This window comes from Devosia sp. J20-27, from assembly GCF_055808595.1.
Genome location: NZ_CM147875.1, coordinates 1,590,873 through 1,606,978 on the forward strand (window position 1 = coordinate 1,590,873; position 16,106 = coordinate 1,606,978).

Below are 16,106 nucleotides of genomic sequence, written 5' to 3' on the forward strand. Positions count from 1 at the left end.
GCGGTCTAGCAGTAGGGATTGCCCGAGCGGCACGCGCTGTTATAGCCCGTGCCGATGGCGTTCACGCTGGTGATGAACTGGTCGAAATTGCGGGCGTCCTGGGCGCTGTTGGTCGAGGCGAAGCTGTCGCCCGAGCCCGACCCCGAGGAACTGCCGCTGTAGGAACCGCCATAGCTGCCGCCGCCATAGTGGGACATGCCGCCGGCCAGATCGATCATGAAATCAAGAAAGTCCGATACGGCGCCGGAGGCGGATGAATCGAACGTGCCGGCGGCGGCCTGCCGGTTGGCGGTTTCGGCATTCTGAATGTTGTAGAAGGGCTGGCAGGCCTCCTGATAGCCCTTTTCCAGGCAGCTGGTCATCAGCAGCGCCTTGGCACCGGCATAGTCCTCCATGCCGAAGCGCGCATAATACTTCATGTAGGCCAGGTTGAAGCACATATCCTGCTCGTCATAGCCGCAGTGCCGTTCGTAATAGTCGCGGGCCATGTCGATGTCGCGCTGCGCCGGCTGGGCCGCCATCGATATCGTGGCAATGGCGTGTCCGCGGCAGGAATTGGGGTAAGCCAGCAGGCAGCCCGAGCGGAAATCCTCCTGCGCCCGGCGATAGTCGCGCTTCAGCCCGTGCCGGCCCTGCAGCCAGTTCAGCCCCGAATTGTAGCAGGCCTCGTAGTCGCCGGCGACGCAGAGCTGGTCGAACAGCGACATGGCCTGGCCGATCTCGCCAATCTCCTGCAGTGCCAGCGCCCGCTCGTTGATCCGGTCCTCGAAATCCCAGAGCCGCGAACTCGCCTCGACCGACATTTCGCTGCCCGCCTTGGCGGCCCGATAGTAGCGCTCCGTCGCCGCAATGCTGACCGGCACGCCCATGCCGACCTCGTGCATATAGCCCATCGTCAGCTGGGCCCGGGCATTGCCCGCCTCGGCCGCCTGGCGGATCAGCGGCACCCCGGCGTCGAAGTCCACCGGCACGCCGGCGCCGGTGATCAGCATCTGCCCGGCATTGAACGCCGCCTGCAGGTCGCCGAGTTCCGCGGCGCGCCGGTAGTAGCCCAGCGCGGCCGGCGCATCCTTGGGGCCGCCGATCCCGGCATCGTTGTAGAGGCCCATGTTGAACAGCGAGACGAGGTCATCGTGCTCGGCGCCCTTGCTGTACCAGTGCCGCGCCAGCATCTTGGATTGGGCGACACCGAGCCCGTTCGAATAGAGGTGCCCGAGCATCGGAAAGGCCGGCGCATAGTCTTCCCTGGCGAGCGCATCGAGCACCTGGAACGCCGTCGCATAATCCTCCGCCTGATAGGCCGCATTGGCCGCCAGCGCCCGTTCCCGCTGCGCTTGCGGCTCGGCCGCGCCGGCCTGGGCCAGGGCAATCAGACTTATCAGGATGCAGGCAAGCAGGCGGCGCATGGCGGGCTCCGGATCGGACTTTACGCCAGCTAACGTCATTTCCGCAGCGAAGTCATGGTTTTCGACGATTTTCAGCTGCGCCCCGCGCCTTCACCCACCAGCCGTCGTGTCACCTCCCCCCTTGCGGGGGGCTTTTGGACCGTGGCGCAGGTCGGCTGCGTGAAGGCGGCGCTAAGCCCAAGGCAGGACTGATCTGACAGCCGTTTCCAGCAGGCAATTGATCGGGTGATTTCGTGACCTTGTGGAGAACAGTGCGAGGTCAAGTGTATTGCGAGCGAGCATGAGTTGCTGGTAGGTGATCGATCGTACAGTCTTATCTACATGGAGACCAATGACCCAATATCGAATAGATCTCGATCGGGACCTTGTCGACGAACTAACCGCTTTCTTCATCCGAATGGGGCCAGACGGTTATATCGTGAAACACTACGTTGGGTTAGTTGACGGAAAGGTCCGTGCCGAAGTGCGGGCGGACGAACACCCCCCGCCCCATTTCCATATCAATTACGACGGCGAAGATGCCAGCTACGACATCCAGACGGGGCGACGGCTACCCAATGTACGCGGGCTAGAGCGATACGATAGTGTGGTGCACGGATGGTGGAAGAGGAACCGCATTAGGATCGTGGAGAAGTGGAACTCCTCGCGTCCTTCGGATTGCCCGGTTGGGACCATGCAGATACCCGCTGGTTGGATCTGACGCCTAGCAAATGTTGGCGTATGGCGTGAGCGCACATGCAATATCCCGCTGCAAGCACTTGGTGTTGGCCGGTCGAGCCTAACCCAGCGCCAACTCAGCCCCTATCGCATCTCGTCCAGAAACTCCCGCACCACATCGGGCTGCACGTTCTTTTCGATGAACGCCTGGCCGATGCCGCGGGTCAGGATGAAGGTCAGGGCGCCGCGCACCACTTTCTTGTCCTGGGCGATGGCGTCCATCAGCACTTCGGTGGGTGGCAGCGTGCCGGGGATGTCGGCCATGCGGGTCGGCAGTCCGGCGGCCTGCAGATGGGCGGCGATGCGGCCGGTGTCCTGGCTGGGGGCGAGGCCGAGCCGGGCGGAAAAGCCGTGCGCCAGCACCATGCCGATGGCGACGCCTTCGCCATGCAGCAGCCGGTCGGAAAAGCCGGTGGCCTTTTCCAGCGCGTGGCCGAAGGTATGGCCGAGGTTGAGCAGGGCGCGGACGCCGGTTTCCTTCTCGTCCTCGATCACCACGCGCGCCTTGGCGGCGCAGCAGCGGGCGATCATTTCGGCGCGCAGCGCCATGTCGCCGGCAAAGATGTCGGCGCGGTGCTCCTCGAGCCAGAAATAGAACGGCTCGTCGTCGATCAGCCCGTATTTGACCACTTCGGCATAGCCAGCGGCGAATTCGCGCAGCGGCAGGGTGTTGAGGGCCGTGAGATCGGCCAGCACCAGCCGGGGCTGGTGAAAGGCGCCGATCAGGTTCTTGCCGTGCGGCGAGTTGATGCCGGTCTTGCCGCCGACGGAACTGTCGACCTGCGCCAGCAGCGAGGTCGGGATCTGCACGAAATCCATGCCGCGGCGGGTGATCGAGGCAGCAAAGCCGGCGAGGTCGCCGATGACGCCGCCGCCCAATGCGATCACCAGGTCGCCGCGTTCGAGCCGCGCGGCCAGCAGGCCCTCGACCGCCTCGCCGAGCCTCTCCCAGCGCTTGGTGGCCTCGCCATGCGGCAGGGTGATGGTCGAAAACTCGAGGCCGGCTGCGTTGAGGGAGGCGGCGAGCCGCGGCAGTTGCGCCTTGCCCACGGCATCGTCGGTGATGACGCCGAAGCGGCGGCCCGGAAAGCGGGCCTTGAGCAGTTCGCAGGCACTGTCGAGCACATGCGCGCCGATCAGGATGTCATAGGCGCGCTCGCCCAGCGCCACATGCACGGTGGCCAGGTAGGGGTCAGTCATGGGCGGGGCTTTCAAAGGTCCGGGTGGAGCCCAGATAGGTCAGCAGCGCGTCGATGACGTCACTGGCCACCTGGTCCTGTGGCACATCGGTCGAGACCACCGTGACATCGGCCTCGGCATAGATCGGATAGCGGGCATCGATCAGGCCCTTGAGCGTTTCGCGCGGATTGGCGGTCTTGAGCAGCGGCCGGTTGGAACGGCGCGAGACGCGGGCGAAGAGCAGTTCGAACTCGGCCTTGATCCAGACCGACAGCGCCTGCTGCTTGATCAGCGCCCGGGTGTCGGCGTTGATGAAGGCGCCGCCGCCGGTGCCCAGCACGATATTGGTGTCCTTGAGCAGCCGGGCGATGACCCGGGCCTCGCCGGCGCGGAAATCGGCCTCGCCATGGTTGGCGAACATGTCCTCGATGCTCATGCCGGCGGCGGTCTCGATTTCCTCGTCGCTGTCGACAAAATGGCGGCCGAGGCGATTGGCGAGGCGGCGGCCGACGGTGGTCTTGCCGGCGCCCATCATCCCCACCAGCACGAGGGGCCGGTCACCCAGCAGGCTGAGCAGCTCGTCGCGCTTCTGCTCGCGAATTGAGGGCGAATGCGTCACTCTTGATCTCCCGGCAGCGCGTTGAACCGTCAGCCACCGCCAAAGTCAAGCAAGAGCGATGTTTGCGCAGTTGACCGGCGCCCGCCCGCCCGGCACGATCATGGTCATGAAACAGCTTCTCGCCGCCGTTGCCGGACTGCTCCTTGCCTTTCCCGCCAGCGCGGCCGAAGGCGTGATCACCGATATCAACTGGTACCAGATCGATGCCTATTGCGCCCTGCAGCGGGCCGGCGCGACCTTCACCTACGATGACCCGGCGACCTGGACCTTCGTCTTTTTCTCGCAGCTCAAGGATGGCGAGGAGCCGGGCACCAGCTTTGTCTCGATCAACAGCCAGCTGCGCCAGCTCGAGCCGGTTGAAACGGTCGCGGGCAAGGACGGTGAAACGCGCCGCTTCCGCACCTTTGGCCCGAACCCGTCCGAAGTGACGCTGACCATCCATCTGGTGGCCAGCGGCGAGGAGGATTTCGACTATGCCGGATTTCTGGCTGTCGAGGGGCCCGAAGGCAGCGAAACCATCGATGTGCAGGGCGGCTGCGGGGTCTGACGGTTTCTCAACCAATGCCGGCTAGACTGTCTCGTGCCCTTGATCGCCTGCGCGAAACAAGGGACAACGTGCCTTCCAAATCAAACCCTGGTTTGCCATGCCTACCCTGATCCGCCTCGTCGTCGTCCTGCTGGTACTGGTCGGGCTCGCCTATGGCGCCATGTTCGGCATCGTCGCCATGGTCGATCCGGGCGAGAAGGATGTGACGGTGCGCATTCCGTCCCGCGATCTGGTGGCCTCGCCTGACCGGGCGCCCATCGTGCGGCGCGAAATCGACACGTCGCGACCGGCACCGGTCGAGCAACCCGCAGCTGGCGACAGCGAACCGGCACCGGCGCCGGGGACCGGCGAACCGCTTCCGGCCCCGTCCGACGCTGCCGCAGCAGATGGCGACGTGGTCACGATCGCGCCGCCCGGCGTCGAATGAGCGGCGCGCATCTCGTCGACGCCTTTCTCGAGATGATGAGCGCCGAGCGCGGTGCGGCCAGGAACACCATCGAGGCGTACCGGCGCGACCTGGGCGACTATGCCGGCTATCTGGCCGGCAAGGGCGCCGGGCCGCAAACGGCCTCGCGCGAGCAGGTGGTGAGCTATCTGGCGTTTCTCGACGCGCAGGGGCTGGCGGCCTCGTCGAGTGCCCGCAAGCTGTCGGCGATCCGGCAATTCCACAAGTTCCTCTGCGCCGACAATCTGCGCGCCGATGATCCGACGCGCATCGTGGCCAGCCCGCGGGCGCGCCGGCCGCTGCCTAAGGTGCTCTCGATTTCCGAAGTCGACCGGCTGCTGTCGCTCGCCGAAGCCGAGGCCAATGCGGAAATGACGGCGGCCAGACAGGCCTCGGCGCTGCGGCTCTATGTGCTGCTCGAACTGCTCTATGCCACAGGCATGCGCGTCTCCGAACTGGTCGGGCTGAAGCGCTCGGCGGTGATGCGGGACGCGACCTTTCTCACCATCATCGGCAAGGGCAACAAGGAGCGGGTCGTGCCGGTCAATGACCGGGCGCGCGACGCGGTGCGCGCCTATGTGGCCACCCTGCCGCCCGGCATCTGGCTGTTTCCGGCCAAGGGCGAGGACGGCCACCTGAGCCGGCAGGTCTTTGCCCGCGACCTCAAGGGTCTGGCGGGCCGGGCTGGCATCGGCACCGCCCGCATTGCCCCGCATGTGCTGCGCCACGCCTTTGCCAGCCACCTGCTGGCCGGCGGCGCCGATCTGCGCGTCGTGCAGACCTTGCTGGGGCACGCCGATATCTCGACCACCCAGATCTATACCCACGTCCTCGACGAGAAGCTGCGGACGCTGGTCGAGACGCACCACCCGCTCAGCGACAAGGGCTGATGCGCAAGCTCATCTACCTGCTCGTCGCCTTCGTCGGCCTGACGCTCTATGCCGCCGGACACCTCGGCTGGGTGATCTGGACGCATGCCGACATCAGCGAGGACGGCCCGGCCGATGTCGCTCTGGTGCTCGGAGCGGCCACCGACGGGGTGCTGCCGAGCCCGGTCTACGAGGAACGGTTGCGTCATGCCGTCGATCTCTATCAGCGCAGCCGGGTCAGCCGCCTGCTGCTCACCGGCGGCCGGTCCGCGGGCGATCCGCTGTCGGAGGCGGAGGTCGGGCGCGACTGGGCGGTGGCGCACGGGGTGCCGGCCGATGCCATCCTGCTCGAGACGAAGTCGCGCACCATCATGGAAAACATCACCTTCGCCAAGGCGCTGCTGGACGAAGCCGGCGCGGGCAAGGTGCTGATCGTCTCCGATCCGCTGCACATGCAGCGGGCGATGTGGATGGCCCGGGCCTTCAAGCTGGATGCGGCGCCGTCGCCGACCCCGACCAGCCGCTACCAAACGCTGGGCACGCAGCTGCCCATGCTGATGCGCGAGGCGTGGTTCTCGCTCAACTGGTTCCTGTTCCAGCACTAGCGGGCGTTCATGTGGCGTTCATCCACATGGCAATCAGGCGGCAAATTTCAGGCGCGGCGGCGTTGTCCCCGCTCCCGCGACTCAAGTTCGAGCATCAGGGCGTCGAGCTTGCGCAGGATATCGGTGAGCGAGGCAGCAGGCGCGACCGGGGCTGCATGCTGATGCGCCTGTTCGGCCGACTTGCGGCGGAGATGCCGCTCGCGCCGCGCCGCATGCGCCCGCTCGAGCATGCTGCTCATCGCGGCAATTTCCGGGTCACTGGGAAAAACATGTGCGCAAACAGGGCAGTAGACGGAGGCTTGCGGCTTCGTCAGGGACACGGCTTCCAGAAACGGGTGGTCGCAATGCGGGCAGGCCAGTTCCACCACGACGGTGCACATGAGGATGAACTCGTTCGGTGCGGGGGGCAGCCCCGCCATCACCATCAGGCTGCCACGGAACGATGTCGCATTGGTTAAGGCTATCAAACCCCTGCAGAAAAACGCCGTTCTTGACTCGGCGGGCCCGCATCGCCACTTTCCGGCCATTCTGAGGCGTCACACGGGGCGCCTCAATTGTGGCAGGGTGGCATGCAGTCCTATCTCGATTTCGAAAAACCAGTCTCCGACCTCGAAGGCAAAATCGCCGAACTGAAGGCGCTTGCAGCGACGGATCAGGCGGTTTCGATCGATGAGGAAGTCTCGCGGCTGACCTCGCGGGCCGATGAGGCGCTGGTCGATATCTATCGCAAGCTGACGCCCTGGCAGAAAACCCAGGTAGCGCGGCATCCGCAGCGGCCGCATTTCTCCGACTATATCGCCGGGCTGATCACCGACTGGATGCCGCTGGCCGGCGACCGCAAGTTCGCCGAAGACGCGGCGCTGCAGGCCGGTGTCGGGCGCTTCAACGGCCAGTCGGTCGCCATCCTCGGGCAGGAAAAGGGCTCGTCGACCGAGACCCGGCTGCGGCACAATTTCGGCATGGCGCGGCCTGAAGGCTATCGCAAGGCCGTGCGGCTGATGGACATGGCCGATCGCTTCAACATCCCCATGCTGTCGTTTGTCGATACGGCGGGCGCCTATCCCGGCATCGGCGCCGAGGAACGCGGTCAGGCCGAGGCAATCGCGCGATCCACGGAGCGCTCGCTCGAACTGGGCGTGCCGAATCTGGCGATCATCATCGGCGAGGGCGGGTCGGGCGGCGCCATCGCCATTGCCACGGCCAACCGGGTGCTGATGCTCGAGAACGCCATCTATTCGGCGATCTCCCCCGAAGCGGGCGCCTCGATCCTCTGGCGCGACGCCGCCAAGGCGCAGGACGCCGCCAACAACATGAAGATCACCGCCACCGACCTGCTCGGTTTTGGCGTGATCGACGGCATCATTCCGGAACCGGCGGGCGGCGCGCATCGTCACGCCGAGCACGTGCTCAACGGCACGCGCGACGCGATTGCCAAGTTCCTCAAGGACTTCGAAGGGCGCACCCGCCTGGAACTGCGGGAGCACAGGCGGGAGAAATTCCTCGCCATCGGCACCAATTTGAGTTGATGCGACGGGCCGGCCGGCCCGTGATAAGGATTCGGTAACCGTCAGGCCTTACCGCCTGCTAACCCAAAGGGATTATCCGGAGGGTAAAGGAACTCCAAATTCCGCGTGATGACTTTACGGGCAGACCTCTCTTGATGACCTTGTTCCGCCGGATCGCCGGCCTGATGCTGGTTCTCGGGCTTTTCAGCCTGCTTGCCGCCTGTTCGGGCATCAAGCCGGGCAGCACGCGCGCCATCCAGCCGCTCAAGGAAGCGACCCTTTCCAAGCTGCGCTCGATGGGCTCCGGGCCTGAAAAGGGCATGGTGATCCGCATCTTCAAGCAGTCGTCGGAGCTGGAAGTCTGGAAGGAAACCCCGGGCGGCTACAAGCTCTTCAAGACCTATGAAATCTGCGCCTGGTCGGGCGAACTGGGGCCCAAGATCAAGGAGGGCGACCGCCAGTCGCCCGAAGGGTTCTACACCATCACACCCGGGCTGATGAATCCGAACTCGAACTACTATCTGGCCTTCAACACCGGCTTTCCCAACAAGTTCGACCGCGCCTACGGCCGCACCGGGTCGGATCTGATGGTGCACGGGGATTGCTCGTCGCGCGGCTGCTATTCGATGACTGATGAGTCGATCGCGGAGATCTATGCCCTGGCGCGCGAGGCGTTCAAGGGCGGCAATCCGAGCTTCCAGCTGCAGATCTTCCCCTTTCGGATGACGCCGCAGAATCTGGCCAAGCAGGCCAAGAGCCAGCACATGTCGTTCTGGCAGAATATCAAGGAAGGCTACGACCGGTTCGAGCTGACCAAGCGCCCGACCAACTGGGACGTCTGCAATCGGCAGTATGTCTTCGACGTGCCCGGCGGCACCGGTGTTCTCGACGCCTCGGCAGCCTGTCCTGCCGGTGTCGGCCCGACGCGCATGACGGCGGAACTGCTGGCCAAGCAGGCCGCCGATCAGGCCGCCATGGAAGCCGAACTTGCGTCGCTGGAAAAGAAGGCCGCCGATGAAAAGGCCGCCGCCGAGAAGGAAGCTGCGGCCTATGCGGAAGCCAAGGCACGCGGCGACGCGATCGGCAATTTTGTCGGAGGTCTGTTTGGCGGTGGCAAGGATGCCGACGTCAAGAAGTCGGTCGATCCCACGATCAAGGCACCTGTTCCCGCGCCACGCCCGCAGCGCGGCTAGCGCCAGATCGGGTCTCCGCCATGCGAATGCCTCAGTTCGGCGCTTTCGCTGTTGGATTGCCCATTCTGGGCGCTCTCTGGCTGGTCGGTATCGCCTGGCCGCTGTCGGAGGGCTACCCCTCCATCCTGCACTGGCTCAGGGATCGCGTCATCGCCTCGAACGAACCCAGATTTGATCGCGAGAGGCTGCGCGCTGATCTGCGTGTCGCAGGCTTTTGGTTCGGCGATCCGGTGCATGTGCGCATCTTCAAGCAGGAGAAGCGTCTCGAGGTCTGGCTGCAGCGCGACGATGGCCGTTATGCCCTGTTTCGCGGCTACGACATCTGCAAGTTTTCGGGCGGTCTCGGGCCCAAACTGCGCGAGGGCGACCGGCAGGCGCCAGAGGGGTTCTACCGGGTCAGCAAATTGCAGCTCAACCCCAACTCCCGGCACCACCTGAGTTTCAACCTCGGTTTCCCCAATGCCTATGATCGGCAGCTCGGGCGGACCGGTTCGGCGCTCATGGTGCATGGCGGGTGCTCGTCCATCGGCTGCTACGCCATCACCGACCAGAAGGTCGACGAGGTCTATGCCCTGGTCGAGGCCGCTCTGGAGGCGGGGCAGGAGGGTGTCGACGTGCATGCCTTCCCGTTTCGGCTGACGGACGCGGCGCTGGCTGCCGAGGCCGGCAATCCGTGGCTCGGCTACTGGCGCAACCTCAAGCAGGGCTACGATCTGTTCGAGGCACAGGCCCAGCCGCCGCAGGTGGCTGCCTGCAAGGGCGAGTATCGTTTCGGTGCAGATGCAGGAGGTCCGGCTTGCACAGCAATCGCCGCATGGTCCTGATGAACCGCGTCATCCCGTTTCTGGCCGCGCTGGTCGGCCTCGTGGCGCTGGCCGGGGCCGTAGTGGTGCAGAGCAACGTCACGGCGCAGAATGCCGCCGTCCGCGCCGAACTCGACAGGGTGCGCATGGAGATGAACCTTGTCGTGCAACGCAATGAAAATCTCTCGACCCGGCTCGATGCACTGGGCGAACTGCCCGGCGACGGCACGGCCGAAGCGCTGCTGGCGCTGCAGGACCGGATGGTCAGGCTGGAGAGCGCAACGCAATCCGGAGCAATCGGTACGCCGGCGCCGCCGCTCACCGGCACCCCATCGGCTGCCGTGATCGATCCCGATCTGCCCACCACCGACTGTATCCCGCAGGGCACGCGGTTCATGGTCAGCCTGGGCGACAGCTTCCCGATCTGCCAGAGCCGGATCGTGGTCACGGCGGCGGCCATTACCGCTGAAATGGCGGCACTCGACAGCGGCGTCACGCTGGTTACCGGCACGCCGTCCCCCCTGCCTGGGGGCAACTGCACCGCCAGCCTGCTCTCCACCGACGCTGCCGGCTTCGCCGAACTGCGCGTCGATTGTCGCTAGTCGCCAATCAGGCAACAGCCGGCGCAGCAGCAATGCGAAAGCGCCCACCATGATGCCGCACCGCCCTCAGCAGTTCACTGGCGGACGAACTGTCGCCCGCCCGGATGCCATGCGGTCAGGGCTGGACCGTTTGTGGGCTTTACCAACCAGCAGCTTCGGATCGACGGGTGGAACGAATCTCCGGCTGGCCCATTCCCACCCCATCAATCACGGAGAGTTCATATGCCTATCGAGCGCGAGACAATCGTCACTGACCGCGGCGGCGGCGCCGGCTCCGGAGTCGTCATCGGCATTCTTGCCGTCGTCATTGTGCTGCTGCTGATCGGCGGGATCACGATCTTCAACGGCGGGTTCAGCTTCGGCGGCGGCTCGGTCGACGTACCGACGGTCACCGTTACCGAATAGCAGTTCCGCAGGCCACTTCGGACCTGACATGTCGGATATCTTTGAAGCGAGCGGGAAGTAACCCGCTCGCTTTGTTGCGTTGCGATACAGCATGGAGAGGCCGGGTTCCGGTCTGGCCAGCCTGGCGCCGGCCTTAGAACGAACCGTGGCAGTGCTTGAACTGCCATCGACAAGTTAAATAATCAGTATATTCAAAATGTTGTGGTCTTTGCAAAATTCGTGCCTATGTTTTGCCTATCTTTTCTAGGCGGGTTGATGGGACAAGGCACCGACGGGGGCAAGCATACTTGGTTCTATGTGGCGGGCGCTGCTACCCGACAGCGTCCGCCAAGGCGTATCAATCGTCATCGCCATAATATTTGGGAGGGCAAGGGACCTCAGACTCGACGATGCTAGTATCTACGGGGGTGACTATCGACTGCGGTACTCCATTGGCGTCGAAGTGGCCAATGAACGCGCCGCGACGAGTTGGATTGGGCACAGTGTGCCCACCCCCGGAGTTAACAATGGTCTGAATGATCATAGTGCAGGCTTCGCAACTGTAGCCGGCATAGACCTGAGTTGGGGCTATCGAGACCAAAGAAACTAACCCTGCAGACGCAGCAAGCGAAAAAATGGTTCGCATTCTACTCTCCTACTACTTTGACTCGGGACACAAGGGGCGTGTTCCATCGGCCGCAATCACGTGGGAGACGCGCCAGGTGACGCGCGGCGTCACCTATGGTTAACAAAATCCTAATTTATGTTGATATCAAGGTTATTCAGCTTGAAAAACTCGATTAGCGCTGATTCGCGTTAGGCTCATTGCTTTCGTCGGATCGTGCGCCAGAGGGATAGCTGACCGTGCCGCTGCTAGTGCTGCTCGCGCCAGAAGGCAGGAGTGACGCAAAGGGCGACTTGGATCGCATTGCAGCGATCTGGGCATCATTTATGCCGTTGGCCACTTGGTGCCAGCGAAGAATTTGGGACCAATGTCCTACCTGCCTTCTGAGGTTGCTGAGAGGTGTAGCTTGTTGTCCGACGAATAATGAGCGAACACTGCTTGCACCGTGACACTTCGCAGAGGGAGAGGCGTTTATGTCTGGTCGTGCTCAACTCATGGCCGCTGGTATCGCGGCGACTCTTGTTTTTGGTTTTTCCTCTCAAACTCTCGCAGGCCCAATTGAGGATGCAGTCGAACTGTCCAGTCAGGGCGACTATTCCGGAGCACTTGATGCTCTCAGACCTGAAGTTGAAATTGGCTATCCCGACAACCCAGAAGCCTGGGACATTGATGCAAGAATTGCCTTCGTAATCGTTGCGGACAAGCTTAGTGACCAACTCTGGAGCAGCTCGGCCTCTACCGAAACCGTCCGTTCTCACGCCGCCGATTTCACGATGGCATATGAGATTGCGAAGTCTCATGCGGAGAGCGATGTTTTTGTGAACGTGGGTATGCGCTACTATCTCGGCAAGATGTACCTTACCGGTACCGGCGTGACCGAAGACACGGAGGTCTCCGAAGGCCTGCTTCGGGAAGTAGCTGACAGTGGTGATCCCCAATACGATGCGCGTGCCAAGGACCTGCTTTGTTACGAGCTCGCCCTAGATGAGTACTGTTAGAGCGCGGGCCTTGGTCGCTCATTGCATCACTCGGCATTGCGTAGCTGGTTGGTGTCGACCTCAAACATTAACGAAATGTTAAATTCCTGTTGAACACGGCTTGCTTGTCGGTTGGTATCGGATGATTTTTGAACGCAGAACGCACGTTGCGGCGGAGGATAGCTGACAGTGCCGCTCATGGCAGGAGTGTAGGTGTGGAAAGGGGCGGGGGCTCTGAGGAGTTTCGAATTGCACTTGCCGAACAGCAACTGTCCGAGCGCGTAACGGCGGTTGCGCTGCTGGCATTTTCGCACGACGAGCTTGAGGTGATGTCCGCCGAGCAGAGCGCGCTACTGAGAGTTCTGTTGAAGCGCCGACTGCTCAGGGACGGCGTAGAGCCAAGCGTTGCCGATGCGCTTCGCATTCGGCAGCAGTTTGAAGACTATTGCGACCGCCGCCTTGGAGGCGCAGCCGCGTTGCGTCTGGCGGCACAGCTGCGCTAGCTGGGTGACCAGCAAACGACATGCACCGTGCATTGGCTCTAGTGGCCAGCGCTAACATCACAAAATTCAGAGAACATGATGTTGCGCGCTATCCGTATGAAATCGAACCATAAACTGCGCTGTTTTCTTCGGTTGCTCTAGCCAACATAAGAAAACATGCTGTTTGCGTTGGGATCATTATCCGAGGCAAACAGGATGAAGCAGGCGCAGGTACTGACCGATAAGGACACGAAGCGGGTGCTGGCGCATATTGCCCGCAACTCGTTTGCAGCCCGCAACCGCTGCATGCTGCAACTGAGCTGGCTGTCGGGGATGCGAGTGGGCGAAATAGCAGCACTCAGCATTGGTGACGTTATTGATGCTGACGGCCGCATACGCAGCCAAATCCAGCTTCGGGCCGACCAGACCAAAGGCGACGCAGCTAGGACGGTGCTGCTGAACGCACAAGCGCAAACCGAGCTTTCGATCTATTTGGCAAAGCTGCACCAGCCAAAGCCGAACGACCCCTTGTTCCGTAGCAGGGTCAACAAGCGCTTTTCGGCCAATAGCCTGTGCCAAGTGTTCTTGCGCATCTACGACGAGGCCGGGTTAGACAAGGCAACGTCACACAGCGGCAGGCGGACATTCATCACGACGTTGGCGCATAAGGGCGTCAACGTCCGGGTGCTAGCCGAACTGGCTGGTCATCGGTCGATTGCGACCACACAGCGCTACATCGAGTTGAATGAGAACGTGCTTCGGGCGGCGGTGGAGCTTCTTTGATGCTGGTCCGTCTGGCGTCGTCTAGTTCGACGGTTAACTGCTGGCCCCATTGCTGAGAATTTCATAACGTGCCCCTACAAGCATGAGGGTGCCGTATGAGAAAAGAAGACAAGTACGTAGCAATTGATCGGGCTGTATTGAACGACCTAGCTGTCAAAGTGCTAGAACTCGATCCGAAGCCGCTCGACAAAAGGCGGAAGCGCAATGCTCACGGAGGTCTCCGCGACCTGATTGATCCAGCCATAGTAGATGCTATCGAGGCTGAAGAGACACTCGCAGCTCAGACTCGACGTCTCAGAAGCGAGATAGCGAAGCTCTTAACCGGTGCGCATTCTCCTGAAGTTAAGTCAGCTCTCGCCACCTGGATTGTCTCGAACTGGGGCAGCGTGACCCAAGGGACGGAGAAGATACCTGGCTGGATAGCCGAGTTCGGCGATTTCGACCCGGCTCGAATAAACGAGTTCAAGGCGAGGCGATTTCATCGCTGGATGTCCTCATGGACAAAGATCATCTCCTTTGTCGACCACAAGAAATACCCGATCTACGATACAAATAACGCCGTGGCCCTTAACGTGCTGATGGAGCCGCTAAGCGCCGCCAACCTTTTTTACATGCCGGTTGGAAGAGCCAACTACGTAAGGCATGCCAAGGCTAAGCTGCTCAAGAAGCATAAGGCAGGTCCTCGCGAGCACGCCGACCTTGGTGGCTACCAGGACTATGAGTATCTCATGGGGCGTATCGTAGAGGTCGGCAAGCTGGAAGACGTGCTAGCGGCGGAGCAATTGCTTTTCACCCATTCAGTGGGAGTGGCGAGAAGCTACTTCACAGCGGATGAGTTGGTGACGGTCGAAGCCTCCATCGCTGAGGAGAAACGAATTGCCAAACTAAAGAAAGAAGCGAAAGACAAGGAGAAAGAAGCAGCTAAAGTAGGACATGCCTAAGGCAAGATGGCCGTGTTCTTCCCGTACAGCGACCGCGCTTCCGTCTCGAACTCGTCCAGTTTTGCGACGCGCTGCTCAAACGTGTCGTTGCCAATTTCTCGCTCGTCGTCGCTGTACCTAAATAGACTCCATAGCCCGACTGTTGTCTTCACCAAGTCATCGCCCAAAACGCTGATCTGACCCTTTGCTGTGCCACTATGCATAAGCCGACTGAGAATGTCAGCGAGTTCATAAGTTTCCTGAGCGCGCTTTGCGTAGGCTATGCGCCGCAATGAACTTTCAAGTTTCCTCAGGCGAGTGACAGCATCCAGTTTCACCCAGACATTGTGCGCGGTGAGAATGGCGAGCGAGACCTCATCGAGGTTGTATTTTGAACCGTTTCCAGCTGGCGCTAGAATGTCGCCGAACAGCACGCCTTTGTCATATTTGCCTAGAATTGGACCCTCTACATCGGGATAAGTGCGGTTTGAGGGGAACGCGTTTCGGTCATCGCTATCAAAACGTGACGATCTGATCTGGAATGGCGCTGACGCGATGTCTGCGCCCTTCCCATCTACGACACGCTCGTAGATCGTTCCGTATTGTCCAACCGACTTGAACTCGCTTGAAGAGTCACTTGTGACGACCAGTGGCGCTCGTGGCCCGTGTTTCGAACCATAAGCACGGGAAACCGTTCGACGCATGACATCGCAGATGATTGCGACTTGCGGACTGCCTTGGCCGAGAATGTGCAGGTATTCGGGCTGGTGACCTTGGTCCAGCATGTACAGCAGGACTTTTAGCGCCAGGTGCAAGTCATGCGACATAGCGCTGCAAAAGCACCATCCAACAGCAAAGCCCTCGTCGTTGAACCACCGAGTAGCTTCAAACCAGCGACACGCTTCGTCGAAGTCGTTGCCATGCAGCGTGTTGAGGAACTTTATCTTGCCAGTTGAATGACCGGCATAGTCCCGCAGATTATTGTTGGAGAGCTCCTGTGCATGCTCAAAGCCAATCTGCCGACCATCAATCTTGGTCCAAGTGGGGACATCAAGGACAACGGCTAGATCAGCTATGGCCTCTTGCCATTTGAGAACGCGCGGCAAGATGGATGGCAAATCGCTCAGTCGCCATTGGCCTTTCGCAATCTGGAAACCACCGCTGTCGGCCAGCAGGAACGTACTATCCCGGTTCCTGTCGAACAGCACGTGATCGAGTGCTGGCGCTTTGTCGAGGTCGAGTTCTGCATGGCCAGCTGAATAGAGCGCATAGGGATGGTGAAAGCGCGCCTTCTGCCCATTGTACCAGTTGAACTCGTCCAGCCGTTTGAAACTGCCATGCGGGACATTGTCACGGTAGGTGTAGATCGACTGCCCAAATGTCTTGGTCCACGACGGCTGTATAGACGGCAAATAGGGTTCAATACGCGCATCAGAGTAGTGCAC

At 61.7% G+C, this 16,106-nt stretch carries 19 protein-coding genes; 14 read left to right on the forward strand and 5 right to left on the reverse strand.

Going from position 1 to position 16,106, the window contains the following annotated elements; translation table 11 throughout:
• Positions 1 to 5: 5 nt before the first annotated feature.
• Positions 6 to 1,406 (reverse strand): tetratricopeptide repeat protein, encoded by a 1,401-nt coding sequence (locus AC0L4C_RS07830; RefSeq protein WP_473403066.1) that lies wholly within the window; start codon positions 1,404 to 1,406, stop codon positions 6 to 8.
• Positions 1,407 to 1,803: 397 nt separating this feature from the next.
• Between AC0L4C_RS07830 and AC0L4C_RS07835 the strand changes: the two genes are divergently transcribed.
• Positions 1,804 to 2,106: a DUF4160 domain-containing protein gene (locus tag AC0L4C_RS07835; RefSeq protein WP_473403477.1), complete on the forward strand. Its 303-nt coding sequence runs from the start codon at positions 1,804 to 1,806 to the stop codon at positions 2,104 to 2,106.
• A 101-nt stretch (positions 2,107 to 2,207) separates the two neighbouring features.
• Here the strand turns inward: AC0L4C_RS07835 and aroB are convergent, their stop codons facing one another.
• Positions 2,208 to 3,323, reverse strand: coding sequence for a 3-dehydroquinate synthase (gene aroB / locus AC0L4C_RS07840; protein WP_473403067.1), 1,116 nt, complete (start codon positions 3,321 to 3,323; stop codon positions 2,208 to 2,210).
• Complete coding sequence (locus AC0L4C_RS07845) at positions 3,316 to 3,921, reverse strand: shikimate kinase (protein WP_473403068.1); 606 nt, start codon at positions 3,919 to 3,921, stop codon at positions 3,316 to 3,318. Before AC0L4C_RS07845 ends, aroB begins: the two co-directional genes overlap by 8 nt.
• Positions 3,922 to 4,027: 106 nt before the next feature.
• Here AC0L4C_RS07845 and AC0L4C_RS07850 point away from each other — a divergent pair, with 106 nt between their 5' ends.
• The 4 genes from AC0L4C_RS07850 (at position 4,028) to AC0L4C_RS07865 (ending at position 6,387) form a co-directional block, all read left to right on the forward strand.
• A complete protein-coding gene (locus AC0L4C_RS07850) occupies positions 4,028 to 4,468 on the forward strand; it encodes a hypothetical protein (RefSeq protein ID WP_473403070.1) in 441 nt (146 codons plus the stop codon).
• A 97-nt stretch (positions 4,469 to 4,565) separates the two neighbouring features.
• Positions 4,566 to 4,895, forward strand: coding sequence for a hypothetical protein (locus AC0L4C_RS07855; protein ID WP_473403071.1), 330 nt, complete (start codon positions 4,566 to 4,568; stop codon positions 4,893 to 4,895).
• Positions 4,892 to 5,803 carry a site-specific tyrosine recombinase XerD gene (locus AC0L4C_RS07860; protein WP_473403072.1) on the forward strand — a complete coding sequence of 304 codons (912 nt, stop codon included), beginning with the start codon at positions 4,892 to 4,894 and terminating at the stop codon, positions 5,801 to 5,803. The genes AC0L4C_RS07855 and AC0L4C_RS07860 overlap by 4 nt, the downstream gene beginning before the upstream one ends.
• Positions 5,803 to 6,387: a YdcF family protein gene (locus AC0L4C_RS07865; protein WP_473403073.1), complete on the forward strand. Its 585-nt coding sequence runs from the start codon at positions 5,803 to 5,805 to the stop codon at positions 6,385 to 6,387. Before AC0L4C_RS07860 ends, AC0L4C_RS07865 begins: the two co-directional genes overlap by 1 nt.
• Positions 6,388 to 6,434: 47 nt before the next feature.
• Here the strand turns inward: AC0L4C_RS07865 and AC0L4C_RS07870 are convergent, their stop codons facing one another.
• Entirely contained in the window at positions 6,435 to 6,914 is a 480-nt protein-coding gene (locus AC0L4C_RS07870; RefSeq protein ID WP_473403074.1) for a hypothetical protein, read from the reverse strand.
• A gap of 42 nt (positions 6,915 to 6,956) precedes the next feature.
• On the opposite strand from AC0L4C_RS07870, the gene AC0L4C_RS07875 reads away from it, so the two are divergent.
• The 9 genes from AC0L4C_RS07875 (at position 6,957) to AC0L4C_RS07915 (ending at position 14,682) form a co-directional block, all read left to right on the forward strand.
• A complete protein-coding gene (locus tag AC0L4C_RS07875) occupies positions 6,957 to 7,913 on the forward strand; it encodes an acetyl-CoA carboxylase carboxyltransferase subunit alpha (protein WP_473403075.1) in 957 nt (318 codons plus the stop codon).
• Between the two features lie 134 nt (positions 7,914 to 8,047).
• On the forward strand, positions 8,048 to 9,085 hold the full coding sequence (locus AC0L4C_RS07880; RefSeq protein ID WP_473403076.1) for a L,D-transpeptidase family protein: 1,038 nt from the start codon (positions 8,048 to 8,050) through the stop codon (positions 9,083 to 9,085).
• A 20-nt stretch (positions 9,086 to 9,105) separates the two neighbouring features.
• The gene (locus AC0L4C_RS07885; RefSeq protein ID WP_473403077.1) at positions 9,106 to 9,909 is read left to right on the forward strand and encodes a L,D-transpeptidase family protein; all 804 of its coding nucleotides are present in this window, start codon (positions 9,106 to 9,108) and stop codon (positions 9,907 to 9,909) included.
• Positions 9,882 to 10,490 (forward strand): hypothetical protein, encoded by a 609-nt coding sequence (locus tag AC0L4C_RS07890; RefSeq protein ID WP_473403078.1) that lies wholly within the window; start codon positions 9,882 to 9,884, stop codon positions 10,488 to 10,490. Before AC0L4C_RS07885 ends, AC0L4C_RS07890 begins: the two co-directional genes overlap by 28 nt.
• A 222-nt stretch (positions 10,491 to 10,712) precedes the next feature.
• On the forward strand, positions 10,713 to 10,895 hold the full coding sequence (locus AC0L4C_RS07895; protein ID WP_473403079.1) for a hypothetical protein: 183 nt from the start codon (positions 10,713 to 10,715) through the stop codon (positions 10,893 to 10,895).
• Positions 10,896 to 11,972: 1,077 nt separating this feature from the next.
• Positions 11,973 to 12,497 carry a hypothetical protein gene (locus AC0L4C_RS07900; RefSeq protein WP_473403080.1) on the forward strand — a complete coding sequence of 175 codons (525 nt, stop codon included), beginning with the start codon at positions 11,973 to 11,975 and terminating at the stop codon, positions 12,495 to 12,497.
• A 194-nt stretch (positions 12,498 to 12,691) separates the two neighbouring features.
• Positions 12,692 to 12,979 (forward strand): hypothetical protein, encoded by a 288-nt coding sequence (locus tag AC0L4C_RS07905; protein ID WP_473403081.1) that lies wholly within the window; start codon positions 12,692 to 12,694, stop codon positions 12,977 to 12,979.
• A 195-nt stretch (positions 12,980 to 13,174) separates the two neighbouring features.
• Positions 13,175 to 13,741, forward strand: a complete 567-nt coding sequence (locus AC0L4C_RS07910; RefSeq protein WP_473403082.1) for a tyrosine-type recombinase/integrase — start codon at positions 13,175 to 13,177, stop codon at positions 13,739 to 13,741.
• A gap of 95 nt (positions 13,742 to 13,836) precedes the next feature.
• Entirely contained in the window at positions 13,837 to 14,682 is an 846-nt protein-coding gene (locus AC0L4C_RS07915) for a hypothetical protein (RefSeq protein WP_473403083.1), read from the forward strand.
• On the opposite strand, the gene AC0L4C_RS07920 is transcribed toward AC0L4C_RS07915, so the two are convergent.
• Positions 14,679 to 16,106 carry a hypothetical protein gene (locus tag AC0L4C_RS07920; protein WP_473403084.1) on the reverse strand — a complete coding sequence of 476 codons (1,428 nt, stop codon included), beginning with the start codon at positions 16,104 to 16,106 and terminating at the stop codon, positions 14,679 to 14,681. The two genes, AC0L4C_RS07915 and AC0L4C_RS07920, sit on opposite strands and share 4 nt — an antisense overlap.